Genomic DNA, 16,726 nt, shown 5'->3' on the forward strand with positions numbered 1-16,726 from the left:
TCCTAAAATTGTCTTAAGATTGCTCAGATACCGCCATGGTTTGGTGGTGTCTGTGCCGTGATCCGATGTGTCTGGGGGCATGCGTCGATACTGTGAACGAAGTAAGGATTATGTAATGGTAACGACAGTTTTAGGTACGTCTGGAAACGACGACATCAGCATCCCGCTCCTTGGTCTGGAGGATGAAGAGGGATTTCTGGTTCGCGCGGACAAAGGTAACGACCGCGTCGTTGGTAGCGCTGAAGATGATGTTCTAAGGGGCGGCAAAGGCGAGGATACGCTGTTGGGCGGCTTCGGAGACGACACGATCATCGCGGGCAAGCATGACGACTTCGTCAATGGCGGCGATGGTTCGGACGATATTTCCGGCAACCTTGGCAATGACACGCTGTATGGCGGCAAGGGTGCCGACGTGATCGACGGCGGGTCAGGTGACGACTTCATCTTCGGGGTGAAGGGCAACAACACCCTGAATGGCGGCGCTGGCAGGGATACGATCGACACCGGCCTGCATGGCTCGGTTGTGGATGGGGGATCCGGTCAGGATCACATCATGGCAAACGCCACCAAAGGCGGCTGGCATACGTTAACCGGTGGTTCGCAGGCGGACACGTTCGAATTCTACGGCATGGGGGCCAAAAAACGCTCCCTCGTGACAATTACCGATTTTGAGATTGGCTTGGATGATTTTGTCATCGCGGGCGTGTCGGATGATGACTACATGGCAAGCCTGCTGGCGGGGGAGGCTGACGCGACGCTGACCCAAAGCGGTGACGATCTGGTCTTGCGGCTGGATAGGGGGCTGACGCTGACCTTCGCGGATACCGACATGGATGAATTCGTGGCCGAGTACAGCGCGCCGATGATCGGCTAAATCCACCACAAAATTTTATGAAAACGCCCGCCCCTCGCAAAAGGGGCGGGCGTTTTTTGTGAATTAGCATTTAGAGGTGTTCAAATATAGCGCAACTACACCATCGCCTTAGAGGGTATAAGCGAGACTGACTTCATGGCATTCTATGTCGAAGACCCGATGGCTATCGTCTAAAAGCGCTTGCCTTCGGCGTCGATCACGTCACTTTGCTGCCGAAGCAGAACGAGGAGGACGGAACATGACGCTGAAAGTTTACCTGTCGGGCGAGATTCACACAGATTGGCGCGAGCAGATTATTGCAGGCTGCAAAGGGCTCGATGTGAGCTTCGATGCACCGGTGACCGATCATGATGCCTCGGATGATTGCGGCGTGGCCATTCTGGGCGCCGAGGACCAGAAATACTGGCATGACCACAAGGGCGCGATGGTCAATGCGATCCGCACCCGCAAGGGCATCACAGATGCCGATGTGGTCGTCGTGCGGTTTGGCGAGAAATACAAACAGTGGAACGCGGCGTTTGATGCGGGCTTTGCCGCAGCACTTGGCAAGTCGCTGATCGTGGTGCATGGGCCGGAGCATCAGCATCCGCTCAAAGAGGTCGACGCCGCGGCTTTGGCCGTGACCGAAGACCCTGCGAAGGTGGCTGAAATTCTGCGCTACGTGCTGACGGGCAAACTGCCCGCATAAAGCACAAGCACCAACGCCGCGCGGCCCTGTTTCGGGCGGCGCGGTTTGGCGTGTCTCGGTGTTGTATCTTGCAAAGTGGCGGCGCCGCCGTTTGTGGTCGCGCTGGACGGGGCTTTAATCCCGCACCTTCTGGGGCTTTGTGGCCCCGTTCACCGGTGATCAAAGGCGGCTTCCATAGTACCGGAAGCCCAATTGACCGAATGCTGTCTAGACGGGACAGGTTGTATGCCAAGCGGGTTTAAGAGTTGCTACCCTTGCGTTCGCAGCCCTGCCCGGCGACGTGTGGGGTGTTGTGAGCATCAAAAATTCGATTTCCCCCTAAATCTTAGGGAAACAATCAGTTAAAAAGGGGTGGATTGGTGCATAAAAATGCTATGCACGTTCACAGATGCGCACACACAAAGCAGGCGCACACAAAACGAACAAGGGACGAATGAAACTATGCTTAACGAATTTAAGGATTTTATCGCCAAGGGCAATGTCATGGACATGGCCGTTGGTATCATCATCGGCGCAGCCTTCACCGCAATCGTAAGCTCGCTTGTGGCAGACCTGATCAACCCGATCATCGGGCTGGTTATCGGGGGCATCGACTTCTCCAACATGTACTGGGTGCTGTCCGGCGAAGTTCCTGAGGGCGCATCTTTGGAAGCCGCGCGTGAATCCGGTGCGGCGGTCTTCGCCATCGGATCGTTCATCATGGCGATCATCAACTTCCTGATCATCGCGTTCGTGGTGTTCATGCTGGTGCGCTACGTCAACAAGGTGAAAGCGGCGGCAGAAAAACCGGAAGAAGTGGCACCAGAAGTTGACTCCGGTCCGTCGGAGCTGGACGTATTGCTGGAAATCCGCAACAGCCTCGCGAAGAAATAGGCTTCGCCACGTTTGAATTGAAAAGGCCCGCCGGATGTGGCGGGCCTTTTTGCGTTCAGACGTCGAGCGCTTGCTGCGGTGTGATCGCATCGATCCCAAGCGCCTCGCCCACGGCGGCATAGGTCAGCTGGCCCGCATGGACGTTCAGGCCGTTCAGCAGGTTGGCGTCGTCCTTGCAGGCTTGCTTCCAGCCCTTACCCGCCAATGCAAGCATGAACGGCATGGTGGCGTTGCCAAGGGCGATGGTCGAGGTCCGCGCCACCGCGCCGGGCATGTTGGCGACGCAGTAGTGCACGATGCCGTCGACCTCGTAGATCGGGTCTTGGTGGGTGGTTGCCTTCGAGGTCTCGAAGCAGCCGCCTTGGTCGATGGCCACATCAACAAGCACCGAGCCGGGTTGCATGAGTGACAGTTGTTCGCGGGTGACAAGCTTGGGCGCGGCGGCACCGGGGACGAGTACGGCACCGACGACCATGTCCATACGTGGCAGCAACTCCTCCATCGCGCCCTTGTCCGAGTATTGCGTGGTCAGGCGGCCCATAAAGACATCATCCAGATAGGACAGGCGCGGGACCGAGCGGTCCAGCACAGTGACGTTGGCCCCCATCCCCACCGCAACGCGCGCGGCCGCCGTGCCGACGACCCCACCGCCGATGATGGCCACGTTGGCAGGCCGCACGCCGGGGACGCCGCCCATCAACACGCCGCTCCCACCGTTGGCTTTTTGCAAAGCCCACGCACCCGCTTGCGGTGCAAGACGGCCCGCGACCTCCGACATAGGCGCAAGCAAAGGCAAGCCGCCTTTCGCGTCGGTCACGGTCTCATAGGCAATACAGGTCGCGCCGGAGGCCAACAGGTCCTTGGTCTGCTCGGGGTCCGGAGCAAGGTGCAGGTAGGTAAACAGCAACTGACCCTCACGCAGCATTTTGCGCTCTGGGGCCTGTGGCTCTTTCACCTTCACGATCATGTCGGCCTTGGCAAAGAGGTCTTTCGCCGTCGCCTCGATCTGCGCACCTGCGTCGATATAGGCGGCGTCGTCAAAACCCGCGCCAAGACCTGCGCCGGTTTCGATCAGCACTGTGTGGCCATGGGCCACGGCTTCCCGTGCAGCATTTGGCGTCACTCCGACGCGGAACTCTTGTGGTTTGATTTCCTTCGGGCATCCGATAATCATGGCTGTTTCCTCCTCTAAGCCTTGTCATGACGATAGCGCCGCACCGGATGCAAATTTTCGCAATTTATCTCTTGTGGAACCTAAGCTGAGCACGTTTCATGCGATTTCAGGCCAATTCTTGAGAGGAATCTTCGTTATGACGCTATTCGACGACACGGATGCGCGAATCCTGCGCGTGTTGCAAAAGTCCGGGCGCATGTCGAATGCCGACCTTTCGGAAAAGGTGAACTTGTCGGCCTCGGCCTGTCACCGCCGTGTGCAACGGCTGGAGAAAGAGGGCATCATTCGCGACTATGTGGCGATGTTGGACCCGCGCAAAGTGGGGCGGCCTACGACGGTGTTTGTGGAGATCACCCTGCGCGGTCAGACCGACGAGGTGCTGGACGCGTTCGAGCGGGAGGTGGCCCTGATCCCCGAAGTTCTGGAATGCCACCTGATGGCAGGCACGGCGGACTATCTGCTGAAGGTCGTGGCCGAAGACACCGAAGGCTTCGCCGCTATCCACCGCCGCGCGCTGGCGCGACTGCCGGGGGTGGCGCAGATGCAATCGAGTTTTGCCCTGCGCACGGTGTTCAAGACGACAGCTTTGCCTGTGTGAGAACCGTGTGATGTTGTATTTCATGATTGGAGTCGCGGTGTTGTTCTGGGCGGTTGTCGTTTGGGTTTTAAAGCGAACACCCCGAGCACCGGAAAACCACATTCTCATTGATGGTTCGAACGTGATGTTTTGGGATGATCACACACCCAGAATTGAGACCGTTCAGGATGCAGTTTGCCTTCTTGTCGAGCGAGGATACACGCCCAACGTGATGTTTGATGCGAATGCCGGTTACCTCGTGTCCGAACGGTACCAACATGATCATAACTTTGCGCAGATGCTCGGAATGCCAGAAAATCAGGTGATTGTCGTGGGAAAGGGCGTTCCGGCTGATCCGTTCCTGTTGAAGGCTGCACGCCAATTGGATGCTCGGATTGTCACCAATGATCTCTTTCGTGACTGGGCGAAGGATTTCCCCGAAGTGCGCAACCGCGGGCATCTGATCCATGGCGGGTATCACAAAGGCAAGCTGTGGCTCGACTTTGACGGATCACGGCAGCGCGCGCAAAAACACCGGCGCCGCAAAAAGCGTTAGCCAAGCATGTACTGGACCGCAAATAGGGTGATTGCCCCGCCAAGCATTGCGCGTACTACGCCTTTGGTCCAATACCCTATCCCCACCGTGACAGCCGCCGCCAACAGGCGGGCGGGATCGGGCGAGCCACCTGTCGCCGCAGGAAAGGCAACCAACGGGGCCACAAGCCCGGGCAGGATCGCCACCGACGTGTAGCGAAGGTGGCGCAGTACCCAAGGCGGCATCGGGCGCGACCCGATGAGGCCGATGAACGAGAAGCGGATCAGGAAGGTGCCCACGCCAAGGATGGCGATGATCCACCAAATCGTGGTGTCTGAATAGGTCATGCCATGCGCCTTTCTACTTCCGCGCCAACCATCATGGCGATTATGGCTGCGGCCAGCAGGCCAAGGTTCAGCGGGATGAACCCAAGCGCCAGCGCCAGCACCACGGAGGTGACCGCAGCAGCGATATGCGCCACCGTCCGCAAGGCGGGCGCAACCATGGCGAGGAAGGCGATGGGCAGGGCGAAGTCCAGCCCGTATTCCGGCGGGATTTGCCCGCCCAAGGCTGCCCCCACCCAAGTGAAGCCGATCCACAGCGGGATCAGCGGCAGGGAGCATCCGACGAAAAACGCGGTGCGCTGGGCGGTGGTCTGGTTGGGGTTTTCCTCAAACTCCAGAATCGCGAGGTTGTAGGTCTGGTCCACCAGAACGTAGCTGAGCAGCGCCCGCTTCCATAACGGCTGGTCACCCAGATAGGGCGTGATCGCGGCCGAATACATCGCCATGCGCAGATTCACCGCCAGCGCCGAGGCGAGGATCACCAACACCGGTGCGTTTTCGATCATGAATTGCAGCGCGGTGAATTGCGACGCGCCCGCGACGACGAGCACCGTAAAGCCCATGACCTGTTCAATGGGCAGTCCGGCTTCGGTCGCCGCCACGCCAAAGAGCATGGCAAAAGGGACCACCACGATGATGAAGGGCAGGCTGGAGTAAACCCCGCGCCAGAGAGCGGATTTGGTGGTGGAAGGGGACATGCTCTGCCTTTAAGGTTACGGTCTGAACAGTGCTAGTGCGCCTTGGGAGCGGGTTCAAATGGCAAATGCTGATACATCAGATCACGGCTGGCTTCTGGCCCCAGATCCCGACCGTCCGGGGCTGACCCGTGCTGTGACCGGGACGGACCACGAGGGTCGCGAGACCGAGATCCGTGTGGTTGAGGAACGGCCTTTGACGATTTACCTGAATTCCCGCGAGATCGTCACCGCCATGACCATTGGCGACTACCCTGAATATCTGGCGCTGGGGTTCTTGCGCAATCAGGGGATGATTGGTCCGGAGGATGAAGTCACCGGCATCGACTACGATGACGAGATTGCCACCGTCGTGGTGCGCACCGCCGTCGTGACAGACCACGAGGAGAAGCTGGCGAAGAAAACCCGCACCTCGGGCTGTGCCGTGGGGACGGTATTTGGTGACATGATGGAAGGGCTGGAGGGGCTGAGTTTGCCTGCAACGCGAGTGCGGACATCAGACCTTTATGCTTTGGCTAAAGCCATCAACACGGTCCCGTCGCTCTACCTGACCGCAGGCGCGATCCATGGCACCGTGCTGTGCCAAGGCGATCGCCCGTTGGTCTATATGGAAGACGTGGGGCGACATAACGCCGTCGACAAGGTGTCCGGCTGGATGGCGCTGAACGCGGCTACGGCTGCCGACAAGGTGCTCTATACCACTGGGCGGCTGACCTCGGAGATGGTGATCAAGACGGCGCTGATGGGCATTCCGGTGCTGGTGTCACGGTCCGGCTTCACCGCGTGGGGCGTGGAGATTGCGCAACAGGTGGGGCTGACCTTGATTGGCCGGATGCGCGGGCAGAGGTTTGTGTGCCTGTCCGGCGCGGAGCGTCTGGTCTGGGATGCGGACCTGTCGAAAGTGTCTGACGAGCCGAAGAAATCGGGTCGGAAGGGGGCAGCATGAAGCAACCAGCAGGGGTCATTCTGGCAGGTGGCCAGTCGCGGCGCATGGGCGGCGGCGACAAGGGTATGCTGACGCTGGGTGGCGAGACGTTGTTGGCGCGGGTGATCGCGCGTCTGGAGCCTCAGGTAGCGGAAGTTGCGTTGAACGCCAATGGCGATGTTACGCGGTTTGAACCTTTCGGTTTGCCCGTCATTGCCGACAGCATTTCCGAGTTTCCCGGCCCCTTGGCGGGGGTGCTGGCAGGCATGGATTGGGCGGCAGCGCAGGGGCATAGCCATATTGTGACCGCCGCCGCAGACACGCCATTTTTTCCCTGCGATCTGGTGCCGCGCTTGATGCTGGCAGCCGAGAGAGCGCCAATCGCATTGGCAGCCACGCCGGACCCAGAGCGCGGCTTGGCGCGGCATCCGACCTTCGGGCTGTGGCCGGTTGATTTGCGCGACGACCTGCGCGCGGCGCTGGCAGATGGCGTGCGCAAAGTGGTGGCTTGGACCGACAAGCATGGCACGGCCATGGCCGAGTTTCCCTCCACGCCGTTCGATCCGTTTTTCAATGTTAACACGCCCGATGACATGGCGCGGGCGGAAGGGTTCCTATGAAGGTTTTTGGCGTCACCGGCTGGAAGAATTCCGGCAAGACGGGATTGATGGAGAGGCTAGTCTCGGAGATCACGGGGCGCGGGTTTACGGTCTCGACGCTTAAGCATGCGCATCATTCCTTTGACGTCGATCACGCGGGCAAGGACAGCTATCGCCATCGCGAAGCGGGGGCGTCGCAAGTGATCCTGGCCTCGCGTAACCGCTGGGCCTTGATGGCGGAATTGCGCGACGCGGAGGAGCCTTCGCTGGAAACGCTTTTGGACAAACTGGACCCTGTCGATCTGGTGCTGGTCGAGGGTTATAAACGCGAAGGGCATGACAAGATCGAAGCCCACCGCGCCGCAACGGGTCAGCCACTGATTGCACCCCAAGACGAAACCATCGTGGCGGTGGCCTCGGACAGCTCGCCGGAGGTCTCGGTTCCGCTGATGCATCTGGATGACACCACCGCGGTTGCGGATTTCATACTGGCCCGCGTCGGCTTGTGAGCCTGTTCGACACATATATCGCCGTCGATTGGTCGGGCGGCAATGACCGTGGGGCCAAGCCCAAAAAGGATGCAATCTGGGCCTGTGCGGCAGGGGAAGAACCCGTTTATTTGCGCAACCGGCAGGTGGCCGAAGACTGGCTCGCCGCGCGGCTGGAGGCCGAGGCTGGCCGGCAGGTCTGCGTCGGGTTCGACTTCCCGTTCGGCTATCCGGCGGGTTTTGCCGAACATCTGACGGGCCACGAGGACGCCTTGGCGCTCTGGGACTGGTTCGAAGCGCGCATCGAGGATGCGCCCAAGGTGAACAACCGGTTTGATATCGCCGGAGAGATCAATGCCGGGGTTTCAGGCGTCGGGCCATTTTGGTTCAATGGGCTGAAACGCGAGATTGATCATTTGCCGCGCAAGGGGCTTGACCGGACCAACGCAGACTTCCCCGAAAAACGTCACGTAGAGACGCGCGCCAAGGGAAGCTTTACCTGCTGGCAAATGGCCGGAGCGGGATCGGTCGGTTCTCAGGTGATGATGGGCCTGCCGGTACTGGCGCGATTGCGCCGCAAGTATGGTGCGAAGGTCTGGCCGTTCGAGGCTTTGGATAGTGCGGTCGCTTTTGTGGAAATCTGGCCGTCACTTCTGGCACCGACTTTTCCGGACGGTGTGATCAAGGATGCCGCACAGGTGCGGGCGGTGGCCCGTGCCATGGCCGTGATGGACGGGCAAGGCAGCTTGGAACAGGCTCTTGCTAAGGGTGAAGGCTCTGGCGCGGAAGGCTGGATATTGGGCGTGGGAGCCGAGGACATATTGGAGGCCGCGATGAAACCGACAGACTTGCCGAGACCCCCGAAATTGCGCGACGACTGCTTTGCCCTGCCTGCGGGAGTGGATTGGACGCCGGTTGACGAGGCGTTGGGGCGTCTGGATGCTGCGCTGCGCTGCGTTGTCGGGATCGAGCAAGTGTCGCATACGCAAGTGGTCGGGCGCGTCGTGGCGGAGCCCGTAACGGCACGGCGGTCGAACCCGCCTGCGCCCAACTCGGCGGTGGATGGCTACGGCTTCGCGCATGACGCGACGGGTGAAGGTGATCAGGTGTTGCCCTTGCTCGCCGGTCGCGCTGCTGCGGGCGGTGCCTATGGTGGCACAGTCCCTCATGGATCGGCCATCCGAGTGCTGACCGGCGCGGTGCTGCCTGACGGAGTGGACACGGTGGTGTTGGAGGAAGATTGCAGCGTGACCGATACGCATTTGGCGTTTCGCGGCCCTGTAAAGCCGCGTGCCAATACCCGTAAGGCGGGTGAGGATGTGGTCGCGGGGGGCGACGTGTTCGCCAAAGGGCATATGCTGCGCGCGCAGGATGCGGGTCTGCTGGCGGCGCTTGGCGTTGACGCTTTGCCCGTGTTCAAACGCCTGCGCGTCGGGGTTTTGTCCACGGGGGACGAATTGGTTGATCCTTCGCAAGAAGCCCCGCCCGACCGGACCTATGATGCCAACCGCCCGATGCTGTTGCAGCTCGCCGAGGCGTGGAACTTCGAGGCGGTGGATTTGGGACATGTGCGCGACGACCGCGCGGCCCTGAAGACGCGGCTGGATACAGCGGTGGGGCAGTGTGACGTGATCCTAACCTCCGGCGGGGCGTCGGCGGGGGACGAGGACCACGTCTCCGCACTATTGAGCGAACAGGGGAATTTGCAGGCATGGCGGATCGCATTGAAGCCGGGGCGGCCTTTGGCGCTGGCTTTGTGGCAGGGTGTTCCGGTGTTTGGCCTGCCGGGCAATCCGGTCGCAGCGTTCGTTTGCGCGCTGATCTTTGCGCGGCCTGCCTGTCTGAAACTGGCAGGGGCCGCGTTCGCTGAACCGCAAGGGTTCATGGTTCCGGCGGCGTTCGAGAAGCGCAAAAAGCCGGGACGGCGCGAGTATTTGCGCGCCCGTATGGGGCCGGACGGGGTGGAGGTGTTTGCCTCGGAAGGCTCCGGCCGCATCTCGGGTCTGAGCTGGTCGGACGGGATGGTCGAGCTGCCGGACGGCGCGATGGATATCGCCCGCGGCGATCTGGTCCGCTACCTGCCGTATGGCAGCTTCGGGTTGTGATGCGGATCGTGCGCGGCTTTGACGAGACGCAGCGCGACCATGTCGCGCGGCTGTTTTGGGGTGCGTTCTCGGGCAAGCTGGGTCGGGTGTTGGGGCCGGAGGAGAAAGCGCTGCGGTTTATCGCGCCCGTTTTGCAACCGGATTTCGCATTCTGTGCGGTCGAGGGAGAGCGGCTGCTGGGTGTAGCAGGGTTCAAGACCGCTGAAGGGGGACTTGTCGGTGGTCAGTTGTCGGACCTGACGCCCGTTTACGGGGCGTTTGGTGGGCTGTGGCGCGGGGTGCTGCTGGATCAGCTGGAGCGAGACCTTGCGGATGGGCAATTGCTGATGGACGGGATTTTCGTGGATGTGGCGGCGCGTGGCAAAGGCGTCGGAACGGCCTTGCTGGATGCGATCATCGAACAGGCGCGCGATGCTGGATGCCATGATGTCCGGCTGGATGTCATCGACACCAACCCGCGGGCGCGGGCGCTGTATGAACGGCAGGGATTTGTGGCCTCGGGCGAGGTTGACGCGTGGCCGTTGCACCGCGTGTTCGGGTTCCGCAAGGCGACGACGATGGTGCGGGAAATCGCGCGGTAGGACCCGGCGCGAGGCGACCCTCCGGGGGGAATATTTGCGGCCAAGATGAAACTAAGAGCGGGGCGCGTTAACCTTAACGGCGGGTTAATCGAACGTGCCGGTGACGCGACCGAGCAGCATGAAGCAGCGTGCGGTGCGGGTGTCGGCCAGTTTGGTGATATCCTGATCGCTGGCCCCTTCGGCGAAGCGGGCGAAGGTCTTGTCGAACTGGCGCAGGAAGTGGTGGACCGCGTCGCGGAACACTGCGTCGGAGCGCATCCGGCCCGAGGCCAGCGCCAGCGAGGAGCGGTCATGCACGCCGCCGATCCCTGCGACCGCTGCGCCGCGCTCGCCCTTGGCAAACTGTCGCCATAGTTCGGGGCGGGAGCGGTCGGGGGTCAGGTCATCCATATAGATGCCGTCCTGGCTGAGCAGGGTCAGCACATCCTGCGATGCGCGTACCAGTTTGGAGCTTTCGTGATCGGCCAACGCACGGCGCAACTGGCGGAAGCCCTCCATATCGTTTTCGTCCTCGGGGAAGTCCAGCGCACCGATGAAATCATCGACCGAGAGCGGCGGGTTCATCGATTCCGACGGGGTCCCGAGGGCCAATGCCGGCTGGCTGTCGGCAGACACACCCGGCTTCACCAGCGCGGGCTGCATCGGCGTTTGGGACACAACAGACTGGCGCGAGGTGGCGAAGGTGGCCATGGCGTTCTGGGTTTGCTTGGTGGCCGAGGCGATTTCGTCGAGTTTCCGCTCCACCGCCGGTTTGATGCCCATGCCGGAAGTTTGTGCCTGAGAGACGTAGGCCTGACGCATCGCGTCGATGGCTGATTGCAGGCGCGAGGCTTCTTCGCGCATGACGCGGGCGGTTTTGACCACCGTGGCCCCGATCCAGATCAGCGCGATGGGCAGGAAGATCGCCAGCATGGCAACAATGAAGCTGCCGCGGGTTGTTTCTTCGGCGGGGGACAGAACGAAGAAATAGATCAGAACCGCGAGCAGCCAAACCGCCGACAGGGCAATGGCGATGATATCCGCCGCCGCCAACCCGCGGTCCGGGCGTGCGTAGACCCCCAGTTCCAGGTGTTTGTCGGTGATAATTTCGGGCTCTCGGTCTGACATGGTTCTTGTGTCTCTGCCGCCGTTGTCAGGCGTATTTGATTTCCAGAATCTCGTAGTCTTTGGTGCCGCCAGGGGTTTTCACCTCGACGCTGTCACCTTCGTCCTTGCCGATCAGGGCGCGGGCCAGTGGCGATGCGATGTTGAGCAGGCCGTTATGGATGTCGGCCTCCTGCTCGCCCACGATCTGGTAGGTTTTCTCTTCCTCGGTGTCTTCGTCCACCAGCTTGACGGTGGCGCCGAACTTGATCGGGCCCGACAGCTTGGCGGGATCAATGACCTGTGCCAGGCCGATCATGCCCTCGAGTTCCTTGATGCGGCCTTCGATGAAGGACTGCTTTTCCTTGGCCGAATGATATTCAGCGTTTTCCGACAGGTCGCCATGCTCGCGGGCTTCAGCGATGGCTTGAATGATTGCCGGGCGTTCCACCACTTTGAGGTTTTTCAACTCTCCGTCGAGCGCCTTGAACCCCTTTGGGGTCATTGGGATTTTTTCCATTGTCTCACTTACCGTTTGCGTGGCGCGTTGCCCGCGCCCTTTATTCACTTCACCCGTGCCGCTGTCCATTTGCAAGCGGTAGGTGCGGCGGGGGATCGCCTATTTTGGCTGCTTTAGCCGAAGACTACCACTTTTTGCCCACGCCAACTTCGGCGCGGCCGGTGATTGTGATGCCCGTCTTGGTGGCGGCTTCCGGTTCCGGTGTGCTGGGTTCGCCGTCGATGCCGCAAGCGGCCAGCATGGCGGTTAAGACCAGTGCTATTGCGTATTTCATGACAGTTTCTCCTTCCAGAGTGTGACCTGCGCGCGGACATTGTCGGGCGCAGTTCCGCCATAGCTGGTGCGGCTGGCGACCGAATTGTGAACCCCGAGCACGTCGAAGACGTCGCGTGTGATCTTAGCATGCACGCCAGTCATGTCGGCAAGGCTGAGGTCGGGCAGGTCGCAGCCCTTGTCCTCGGCCAGCTTTACCAGCGCGCCTGTTACATGGTGGGCGTCGCGGAACGGCATATCAAGGGCGCGGACCAGCCAGTCGGCCAGATCGGTCGCGGTGGAGAAGCCTGACGCGGCGGCTTTTTCCAGTTCCGGCGTGTTGGCGGTCATATCGGCGACCATGCCGGTCATCGCGGCCAAGGCCAGCATCAAGCTGTCAGCGGCGTCGAAGGTCATTTCCTTGTCTTCCTGCATGTCCTTGGAATAGGTCAGCGGCAGCCCCTTCATCACGATCATCAGCGCGGTGTTGGCCCCGTAGATGCGGCCGATCTTGGCGCGGATCAGCTCTGCGGCGTCCGGGTTTTTCTTTTGCGGCATAATCGACGAGCCGGTGGAGAAACGGTCGCTCAGCGTCACGAAGCGGAATTGGGCGGAGGACCAGATCACCAGCTCCTCGGACAGGCGGGACAGGTGCATGGCGCAGATGGACGCCGCGCCAAGGAAATCGAGCACGAAATCGCGGTCGGCGACCGCATCCAGCGAATTGGCAGCGGGGCGATCGAAGCCCAAGGCTTCCGCCGTCATGTGGCGGTCGATGGGGAAAGACGTGCCAGCAAGCGCAGCCGTGCCGAGGGGCGATTCGTTCATACGGGCGCGGGCATCGGTGAAACGGGATACGTCGCGGCCCAACATCTCGACATAGGCCAGCATGTGGTGGCCCCATGTTACAGGTTGCGCGGTTTGCAGGTGGGTGAAGCCGGGCATGACCCAGTCCGCTCCGGCTTCCGCCTGTGCCAAAAGCGCCTTTTGCAACGCCTGTATGCTGACGATGGCGGCGTCCACTTGGTCACGCACCCAAAGGCGGAAATCCAGTGCAACCTGGTCATTGCGGGACCGTCCGGTGTGCAACCGACCCGCGGCGTCGCCGATAAGGTCTCGCAGGCGGGCTTCCACGTTCATGTGGATGTCTTCCAAGGCGGCGGAAAACTGGAACTTTCCTGTCTCGATCTCTGACAAGACCGTGAGGAGGCCTTCCCTGATTGCCTCGGCATCGTTACCCGTAATAATGCCTTTGGCGCCAAGCATGGCGGCGTGGGCGCGGGAGCCCTCGATATCCTGACGGGCGAACCGTTGGTCGAACCCGATGGAAGCGTTGATTGCTTCCATTATGGCGTCTGGACCGGCGGCGAAGCGCCCGCCCCACATGGCGTTGGATGCGTCTTTTTTCTGGTCGGTCATGGGACTGGCTCTTTGGAGTAATGAAATGCGGTTTTTGAAGCTCTTGGTGCTATACGCGGGCCTTGCGGCGGGTGCAAACCCTGTGGTCGCTGGCACGGATGCGCTGTTCACCCTTGCCGAAGGTGATTTGGCGGCTTTGCAGCTGCACGGGGAGCCGCGTGCGGTGCCGACAACGGCTGTGACAGATGCGAGCGGTAAGGCTGTTAAGCTGTCCGACTATCGCGGCAAGTATGTGTTGCTGAACTTTTGGGCCTTGTGGTGCGCGCCTTGCGTCAAGGAAATGCCGTCGCTGGAGCGTCTGGACGCCGCTTTGGGAAGCGCCAAGTTCGAGGTGGTGACCATCACCACGGGCCGGAATTCGCGCGCTGCGGTGGACAAGTTCTTCACGGAAAAGAAAATTACGCATCTGCCGAAGCTGTTTGACCCGAAAATGGCCCTGTTGCGTGCGATCGGCGGCGGAAGCCTGCCGCTGACCGTGCTGATCGGGCCGGATGGCCTTGAGGTTGCCCGCTTCAACGGCGATGCGGAATGGGACAGCCCCACTGCACAAGCGATGCTGCGCGGCTGGATGAGTGGGAGTTAGGCGCTGCGAAAGGTTTAGGATGGATCGGCTTTGCCGATACGTTCGCAAATGACCAACGTTCGCGGGTGATAGAAATACCACTCGCGACCCGCGCGGGCATGGGCTGCCGTGAGCCCAAAATTCCATTTGCTGCGCAAAGCACGAACGTCAGCTGCAGATGGCGCAGGCGTCAGACAGCGAATGAAATCAGTTGATGCTCTGAAACAAAACCAGCTTTTTCAAGGGTGGCCTTCGACGCCGCGTTGCTGACCCCACATCCGCAAATTGGACGCAATCCCGCTTTCTCAATTCGATTGGCGATTTCGCTAACAATGTGGGTTCCCAATCCTCTGCGACGAAAGCATTGGCCAACCATCATTCCGATATCTACCGCATCGCTATCTTCAAAGAAGCGGTTGGACACCCCACAACCGACGATCTCTGCGTCTACTCTAACTGTCCAGAGCTTGCCTGTGTTGGCGAGAGCCGCGATCTCATCTTGGCTTTCAAAGAAGCCATCATTGATCTCCCAAAGTGGTTTCACATCGCTTTGCATTGCGGCGCTAATCTCAGCGTTCTTGAATGCAGTGTAAATGCGGTTCTCTCGTTTTCTGAAAAGAAGCCCGCCCACAGAACCCTTCCACCCTAGCTTCTGACATGATCCCATAAAGTTGTGATCATAAGACTTGACCAGCGCTGTTGAGAAACCGTGTCTCTCGTGGAGACCACATAGCAGCTTCGTTGAGTTTTTTGGATCAGGGCTAAAGAATTCGACCAAGCTTTTTCCGCTTATGACTCCATACGACCCATCTTCATTCGTCCAAACATTCCCCAAGCTAACCAATTCTTCTAAGAAGAACTCTTGGGGTTCTTCGAGAGACTTGAGGTATTGCTGCCGCAGCCGCGGTGACGGTTTGGGTGAACGAGTAAATCCTGACATGCTTGCCTTTGTAATCGACTGCGCATCACAGTAACACCTGACGTTCGCGCAATTGCAGCGAAAGCCCGCAAAGTCCGCCTATCTGACGTTGACCGACTTAGGACCAAATGCCCGGTCGGGGGCGCGAAGGGCCGCTTAGCCCTTCGCTTTGATCTTTTGCAACAACGGCATCAGCGACCCCATGTCGGGGCCGTGGTCCATACCCGTCAGCGCCTTGCGCAGTGGCATGAACAGCCCGCGACCTTTGCGACCGGTGGCCTCTTTCACCGCAGCCGTCCATTCGGACCAGCTGGTGTCGGTGAAGGGCGCGTCGGGGAGCATGGCCAAGGCGTCTACCACGAAATCCTTGTCCTCGTCGTCGATCACCGGATCAGCGCCGTTGACGCATAGATCCCACCAGCCCGCGATGTCCTTTCGGGTGGTGATGTTTTCGCGGGCAACGTTCCAGAATGCCTCCTGCTGGTCTGCCGGAATGGACAGGGCGTCCAGATCGGCTTTGACCTCGCCCACGCTTTGACCATGCAAATAGCGGGCGGTCAGCGGGTAGAGGTCCTGCACGTCGAACTTGGTGGGGGCCGCGCCAAAGTTATTCAGGTCGAAGCCCTCGACCAGCTCGTCCATTGAGGTGCGCAGCTCGATCGGATCGGAGGAACCAAGGCGCGCCATAAGCGACAACAACGCCATCGGCTCCACACCTGCAGCGCGCAAGTCGCGCAGGGACAGGGTGCCGAGGCGTTTGGACAAAGCCTCGCCCTGTGGACCAGTCAGCAGAGAATGGTGCGCGAAGCTGGGGACATTGCCGCCGAGTGCTTCGATGATCTGGATTTGGGTGGCCGTGTTGGTCACGTGGTCAGAGCCGCGCACCACATGGGTTACGCCCATTTCGGTGTCGTCCACCACGGAGGCCAGCGTGTAGAGCACCTGCCCGTCGCCACGGATCAGCACGGGATCAGACACCGAAGCCGCGTCGATGGAGATATCGCCGACGATGCCGTCCGCCCATTCGATACGCTCATGGTCCAGTTTGAAACGCCAGACGCCATCGCCACGTTCGGCGCGCAGGGCGGTTTTCTCGTCGTCGGACAGGGTCAGCGCGGCGCGGTCATAGACAGGCGGGTTACCCATGTTCAGTTGCTTCTTGCGCTTTAGGTCCAGCTCGGTCGGGGTTTCGAACGCCTCGTAGAAACGACCGTTTTCCCGCAGGGTGTCGGCGGCGGCCATGTAGCGGTCAAGGCGGGAGGATTGCGTCTCCACGCGGTCCCATTCGATGCCGAGCCATTCCAGATCGACCTTGATCGCATCCGCGTATTCCTGCGTCGAGCGTACAGGGTCTGTGTCATCAAGGCGCAGGATGAACTTCCCGCCTGCTTTGCGTGCGATCAGGTAGTTGAACAGCGCAGTGCGCAGGTTGCCAACGTGAATGTAGCCTGTAGGCGATGGGGCGAAGCGAGTGACGGTCATTGAACTGGTCCTTTTCGGGTTGCCGTTCGTG

Annotated in this window: 20 protein-coding genes; 11 read left to right on the forward strand and 9 right to left on the reverse strand. The window is 60.4% G+C overall.

Translation table 11 applies throughout. The annotated features are described in order from the left end of the window. The first annotated feature begins 115 nt into the window (after positions 1–115). The 3 genes from BDE40_RS13425 (at position 116) to mscL (ending at position 2,435) form a co-directional block, all read left to right on the forward strand. Positions 116–874 carry a calcium-binding protein gene (locus tag BDE40_RS13425; protein ID WP_162848093.1) on the forward strand — a complete coding sequence of 253 codons (759 nt, stop codon included), beginning with the start codon at positions 116–118 and terminating at the stop codon, positions 872–874. Positions 875–1,112: 238 nt separating this feature from the next. Continuing rightward, the gene (locus BDE40_RS13430) at positions 1,113–1,562 is read left to right on the forward strand and encodes a YtoQ family protein (protein ID WP_134015316.1); all 450 of its coding nucleotides are present in this window, start codon (positions 1,113–1,115) and stop codon (positions 1,560–1,562) included. 441 nt (positions 1,563–2,003) lie between these two features. Continuing rightward, on the forward strand, positions 2,004–2,435 hold the full coding sequence (gene mscL / locus BDE40_RS13435; protein ID WP_134015320.1) for a large conductance mechanosensitive channel protein MscL: 432 nt from the start codon (positions 2,004–2,006) through the stop codon (positions 2,433–2,435). A 55-nt stretch (positions 2,436–2,490) separates the two neighbouring features. Here mscL and ald read toward each other — a convergent pair whose 3' ends face one another. Continuing rightward, positions 2,491–3,609 carry an alanine dehydrogenase gene (ald, locus tag BDE40_RS13440; RefSeq protein WP_134015322.1) on the reverse strand — a complete coding sequence of 373 codons (1,119 nt, stop codon included), beginning with the start codon at positions 3,607–3,609 and terminating at the stop codon, positions 2,491–2,493. A 136-nt stretch (positions 3,610–3,745) separates the two neighbouring features. Between ald and BDE40_RS13445 the strand changes: the two genes are divergently transcribed. Beyond that, positions 3,746–4,207 carry an Lrp/AsnC family transcriptional regulator gene (locus BDE40_RS13445; protein ID WP_134015324.1) on the forward strand — a complete coding sequence of 154 codons (462 nt, stop codon included), beginning with the start codon at positions 3,746–3,748 and terminating at the stop codon, positions 4,205–4,207. A 22-nt stretch (positions 4,208–4,229) separates the two neighbouring features. Further along, a complete protein-coding gene (locus BDE40_RS13450; RefSeq protein ID WP_246030453.1) occupies positions 4,230–4,742 on the forward strand; it encodes an NYN domain-containing protein in 513 nt (170 codons plus the stop codon). On the opposite strand, the gene BDE40_RS13455 is transcribed toward BDE40_RS13450, so the two are convergent. After that, positions 4,739–5,068: an AzlD domain-containing protein gene (locus BDE40_RS13455; RefSeq protein WP_134015326.1), complete on the reverse strand. Its 330-nt coding sequence runs from the start codon at positions 5,066–5,068 to the stop codon at positions 4,739–4,741. The genes BDE40_RS13450 and BDE40_RS13455 overlap by 4 nt on opposite strands. Continuing rightward, positions 5,065–5,763, reverse strand: coding sequence for an AzlC family ABC transporter permease (locus BDE40_RS13460; protein ID WP_134015328.1), 699 nt, complete (start codon positions 5,761–5,763; stop codon positions 5,065–5,067). Before BDE40_RS13460 ends, BDE40_RS13455 begins: the two co-directional genes overlap by 4 nt. A gap of 58 nt (positions 5,764–5,821) precedes the next feature. Here BDE40_RS13460 and BDE40_RS13465 point away from each other — a divergent pair, with 58 nt between their 5' ends. From BDE40_RS13465 to BDE40_RS13485, 5 genes are read left to right on the forward strand one after another with little or no spacing between them, the layout of a single operon-like run. Beyond that, positions 5,822–6,706 (forward strand): formate dehydrogenase accessory sulfurtransferase FdhD, encoded by an 885-nt coding sequence (locus BDE40_RS13465; RefSeq protein ID WP_134015330.1) that lies wholly within the window; start codon positions 5,822–5,824, stop codon positions 6,704–6,706. Beyond that, positions 6,703–7,305, forward strand: coding sequence for a molybdenum cofactor guanylyltransferase MobA (gene mobA / locus BDE40_RS13470; protein ID WP_134015332.1), 603 nt, complete (start codon positions 6,703–6,705; stop codon positions 7,303–7,305). The genes BDE40_RS13465 and mobA overlap by 4 nt, the downstream gene beginning before the upstream one ends. Beyond that, positions 7,302–7,793, forward strand: coding sequence for a molybdopterin-guanine dinucleotide biosynthesis protein B (gene mobB, locus BDE40_RS13475; protein ID WP_134015334.1), 492 nt, complete (start codon positions 7,302–7,304; stop codon positions 7,791–7,793). Before mobA ends, mobB begins: the two co-directional genes overlap by 4 nt. Continuing rightward, positions 7,790–9,877 (forward strand): molybdopterin-binding protein, encoded by a 2,088-nt coding sequence (locus BDE40_RS13480; RefSeq protein WP_134015336.1) that lies wholly within the window; start codon positions 7,790–7,792, stop codon positions 9,875–9,877. Before mobB ends, BDE40_RS13480 begins: the two co-directional genes overlap by 4 nt. After that, the gene (locus tag BDE40_RS13485) at positions 9,877–10,458 is read left to right on the forward strand and encodes a GNAT family N-acetyltransferase (protein ID WP_134015338.1); all 582 of its coding nucleotides are present in this window, start codon (positions 9,877–9,879) and stop codon (positions 10,456–10,458) included. The genes BDE40_RS13480 and BDE40_RS13485 overlap by 1 nt, the downstream gene beginning before the upstream one ends. Before the next feature lie 84 nt (positions 10,459–10,542). On the opposite strand, the gene BDE40_RS13490 is transcribed toward BDE40_RS13485, so the two are convergent. The 4 genes from BDE40_RS13490 to argH all read right to left on the reverse strand — a co-directional run bounded on the left by BDE40_RS13490 (position 10,543) and on the right by argH (position 13,732). After that, a complete protein-coding gene (locus BDE40_RS13490) occupies positions 10,543–11,565 on the reverse strand; it encodes a hypothetical protein (RefSeq protein ID WP_134015340.1) in 1,023 nt (340 codons plus the stop codon). Between the two features lie 25 nt (positions 11,566–11,590). Continuing rightward, positions 11,591–12,061, reverse strand: a complete 471-nt coding sequence (greA, locus tag BDE40_RS13495) for a transcription elongation factor GreA (RefSeq protein ID WP_073144364.1) — start codon at positions 12,059–12,061, stop codon at positions 11,591–11,593. 124 nt (positions 12,062–12,185) lie between these two features. Further along, positions 12,186–12,335: an argininosuccinate lyase gene (locus BDE40_RS13500; RefSeq protein ID WP_134015342.1), complete on the reverse strand. Its 150-nt coding sequence runs from the start codon at positions 12,333–12,335 to the stop codon at positions 12,186–12,188. Beyond that, positions 12,332–13,732 (reverse strand): argininosuccinate lyase, encoded by a 1,401-nt coding sequence (gene argH, locus BDE40_RS13505; protein WP_134015344.1) that lies wholly within the window; start codon positions 13,730–13,732, stop codon positions 12,332–12,334. Before argH ends, BDE40_RS13500 begins: the two co-directional genes overlap by 4 nt. Positions 13,733–13,757: 25 nt before the next feature. On the opposite strand from argH, the gene BDE40_RS13510 reads away from it, so the two are divergent. Further along, complete coding sequence (locus BDE40_RS13510) at positions 13,758–14,315, forward strand: TlpA disulfide reductase family protein (RefSeq protein WP_134015346.1); 558 nt, start codon at positions 13,758–13,760, stop codon at positions 14,313–14,315. A 169-nt stretch (positions 14,316–14,484) separates the two neighbouring features. Here the strand turns inward: BDE40_RS13510 and BDE40_RS13515 are convergent, their stop codons facing one another. Together BDE40_RS13515 and gltX are read right to left on the reverse strand one after the other, a co-directional pair. Further along, entirely contained in the window at positions 14,485–15,234 is a 750-nt protein-coding gene (locus BDE40_RS13515) for a GNAT family N-acetyltransferase (protein ID WP_134015348.1), read from the reverse strand. Between the two features lie 135 nt (positions 15,235–15,369). After that, complete coding sequence (gene gltX / locus BDE40_RS13520; RefSeq protein ID WP_134015350.1) at positions 15,370–16,695, reverse strand: glutamate--tRNA ligase; 1,326 nt, start codon at positions 16,693–16,695, stop codon at positions 15,370–15,372. Positions 16,696–16,726: the final 31 nt, after the last annotated feature.

Source organism: Litoreibacter halocynthiae (assembly GCF_004365635.1).
In the GTDB taxonomy this organism is placed as follows: Bacteria; Pseudomonadota; Alphaproteobacteria; order Rhodobacterales; family Rhodobacteraceae; genus Litoreibacter; species Litoreibacter halocynthiae.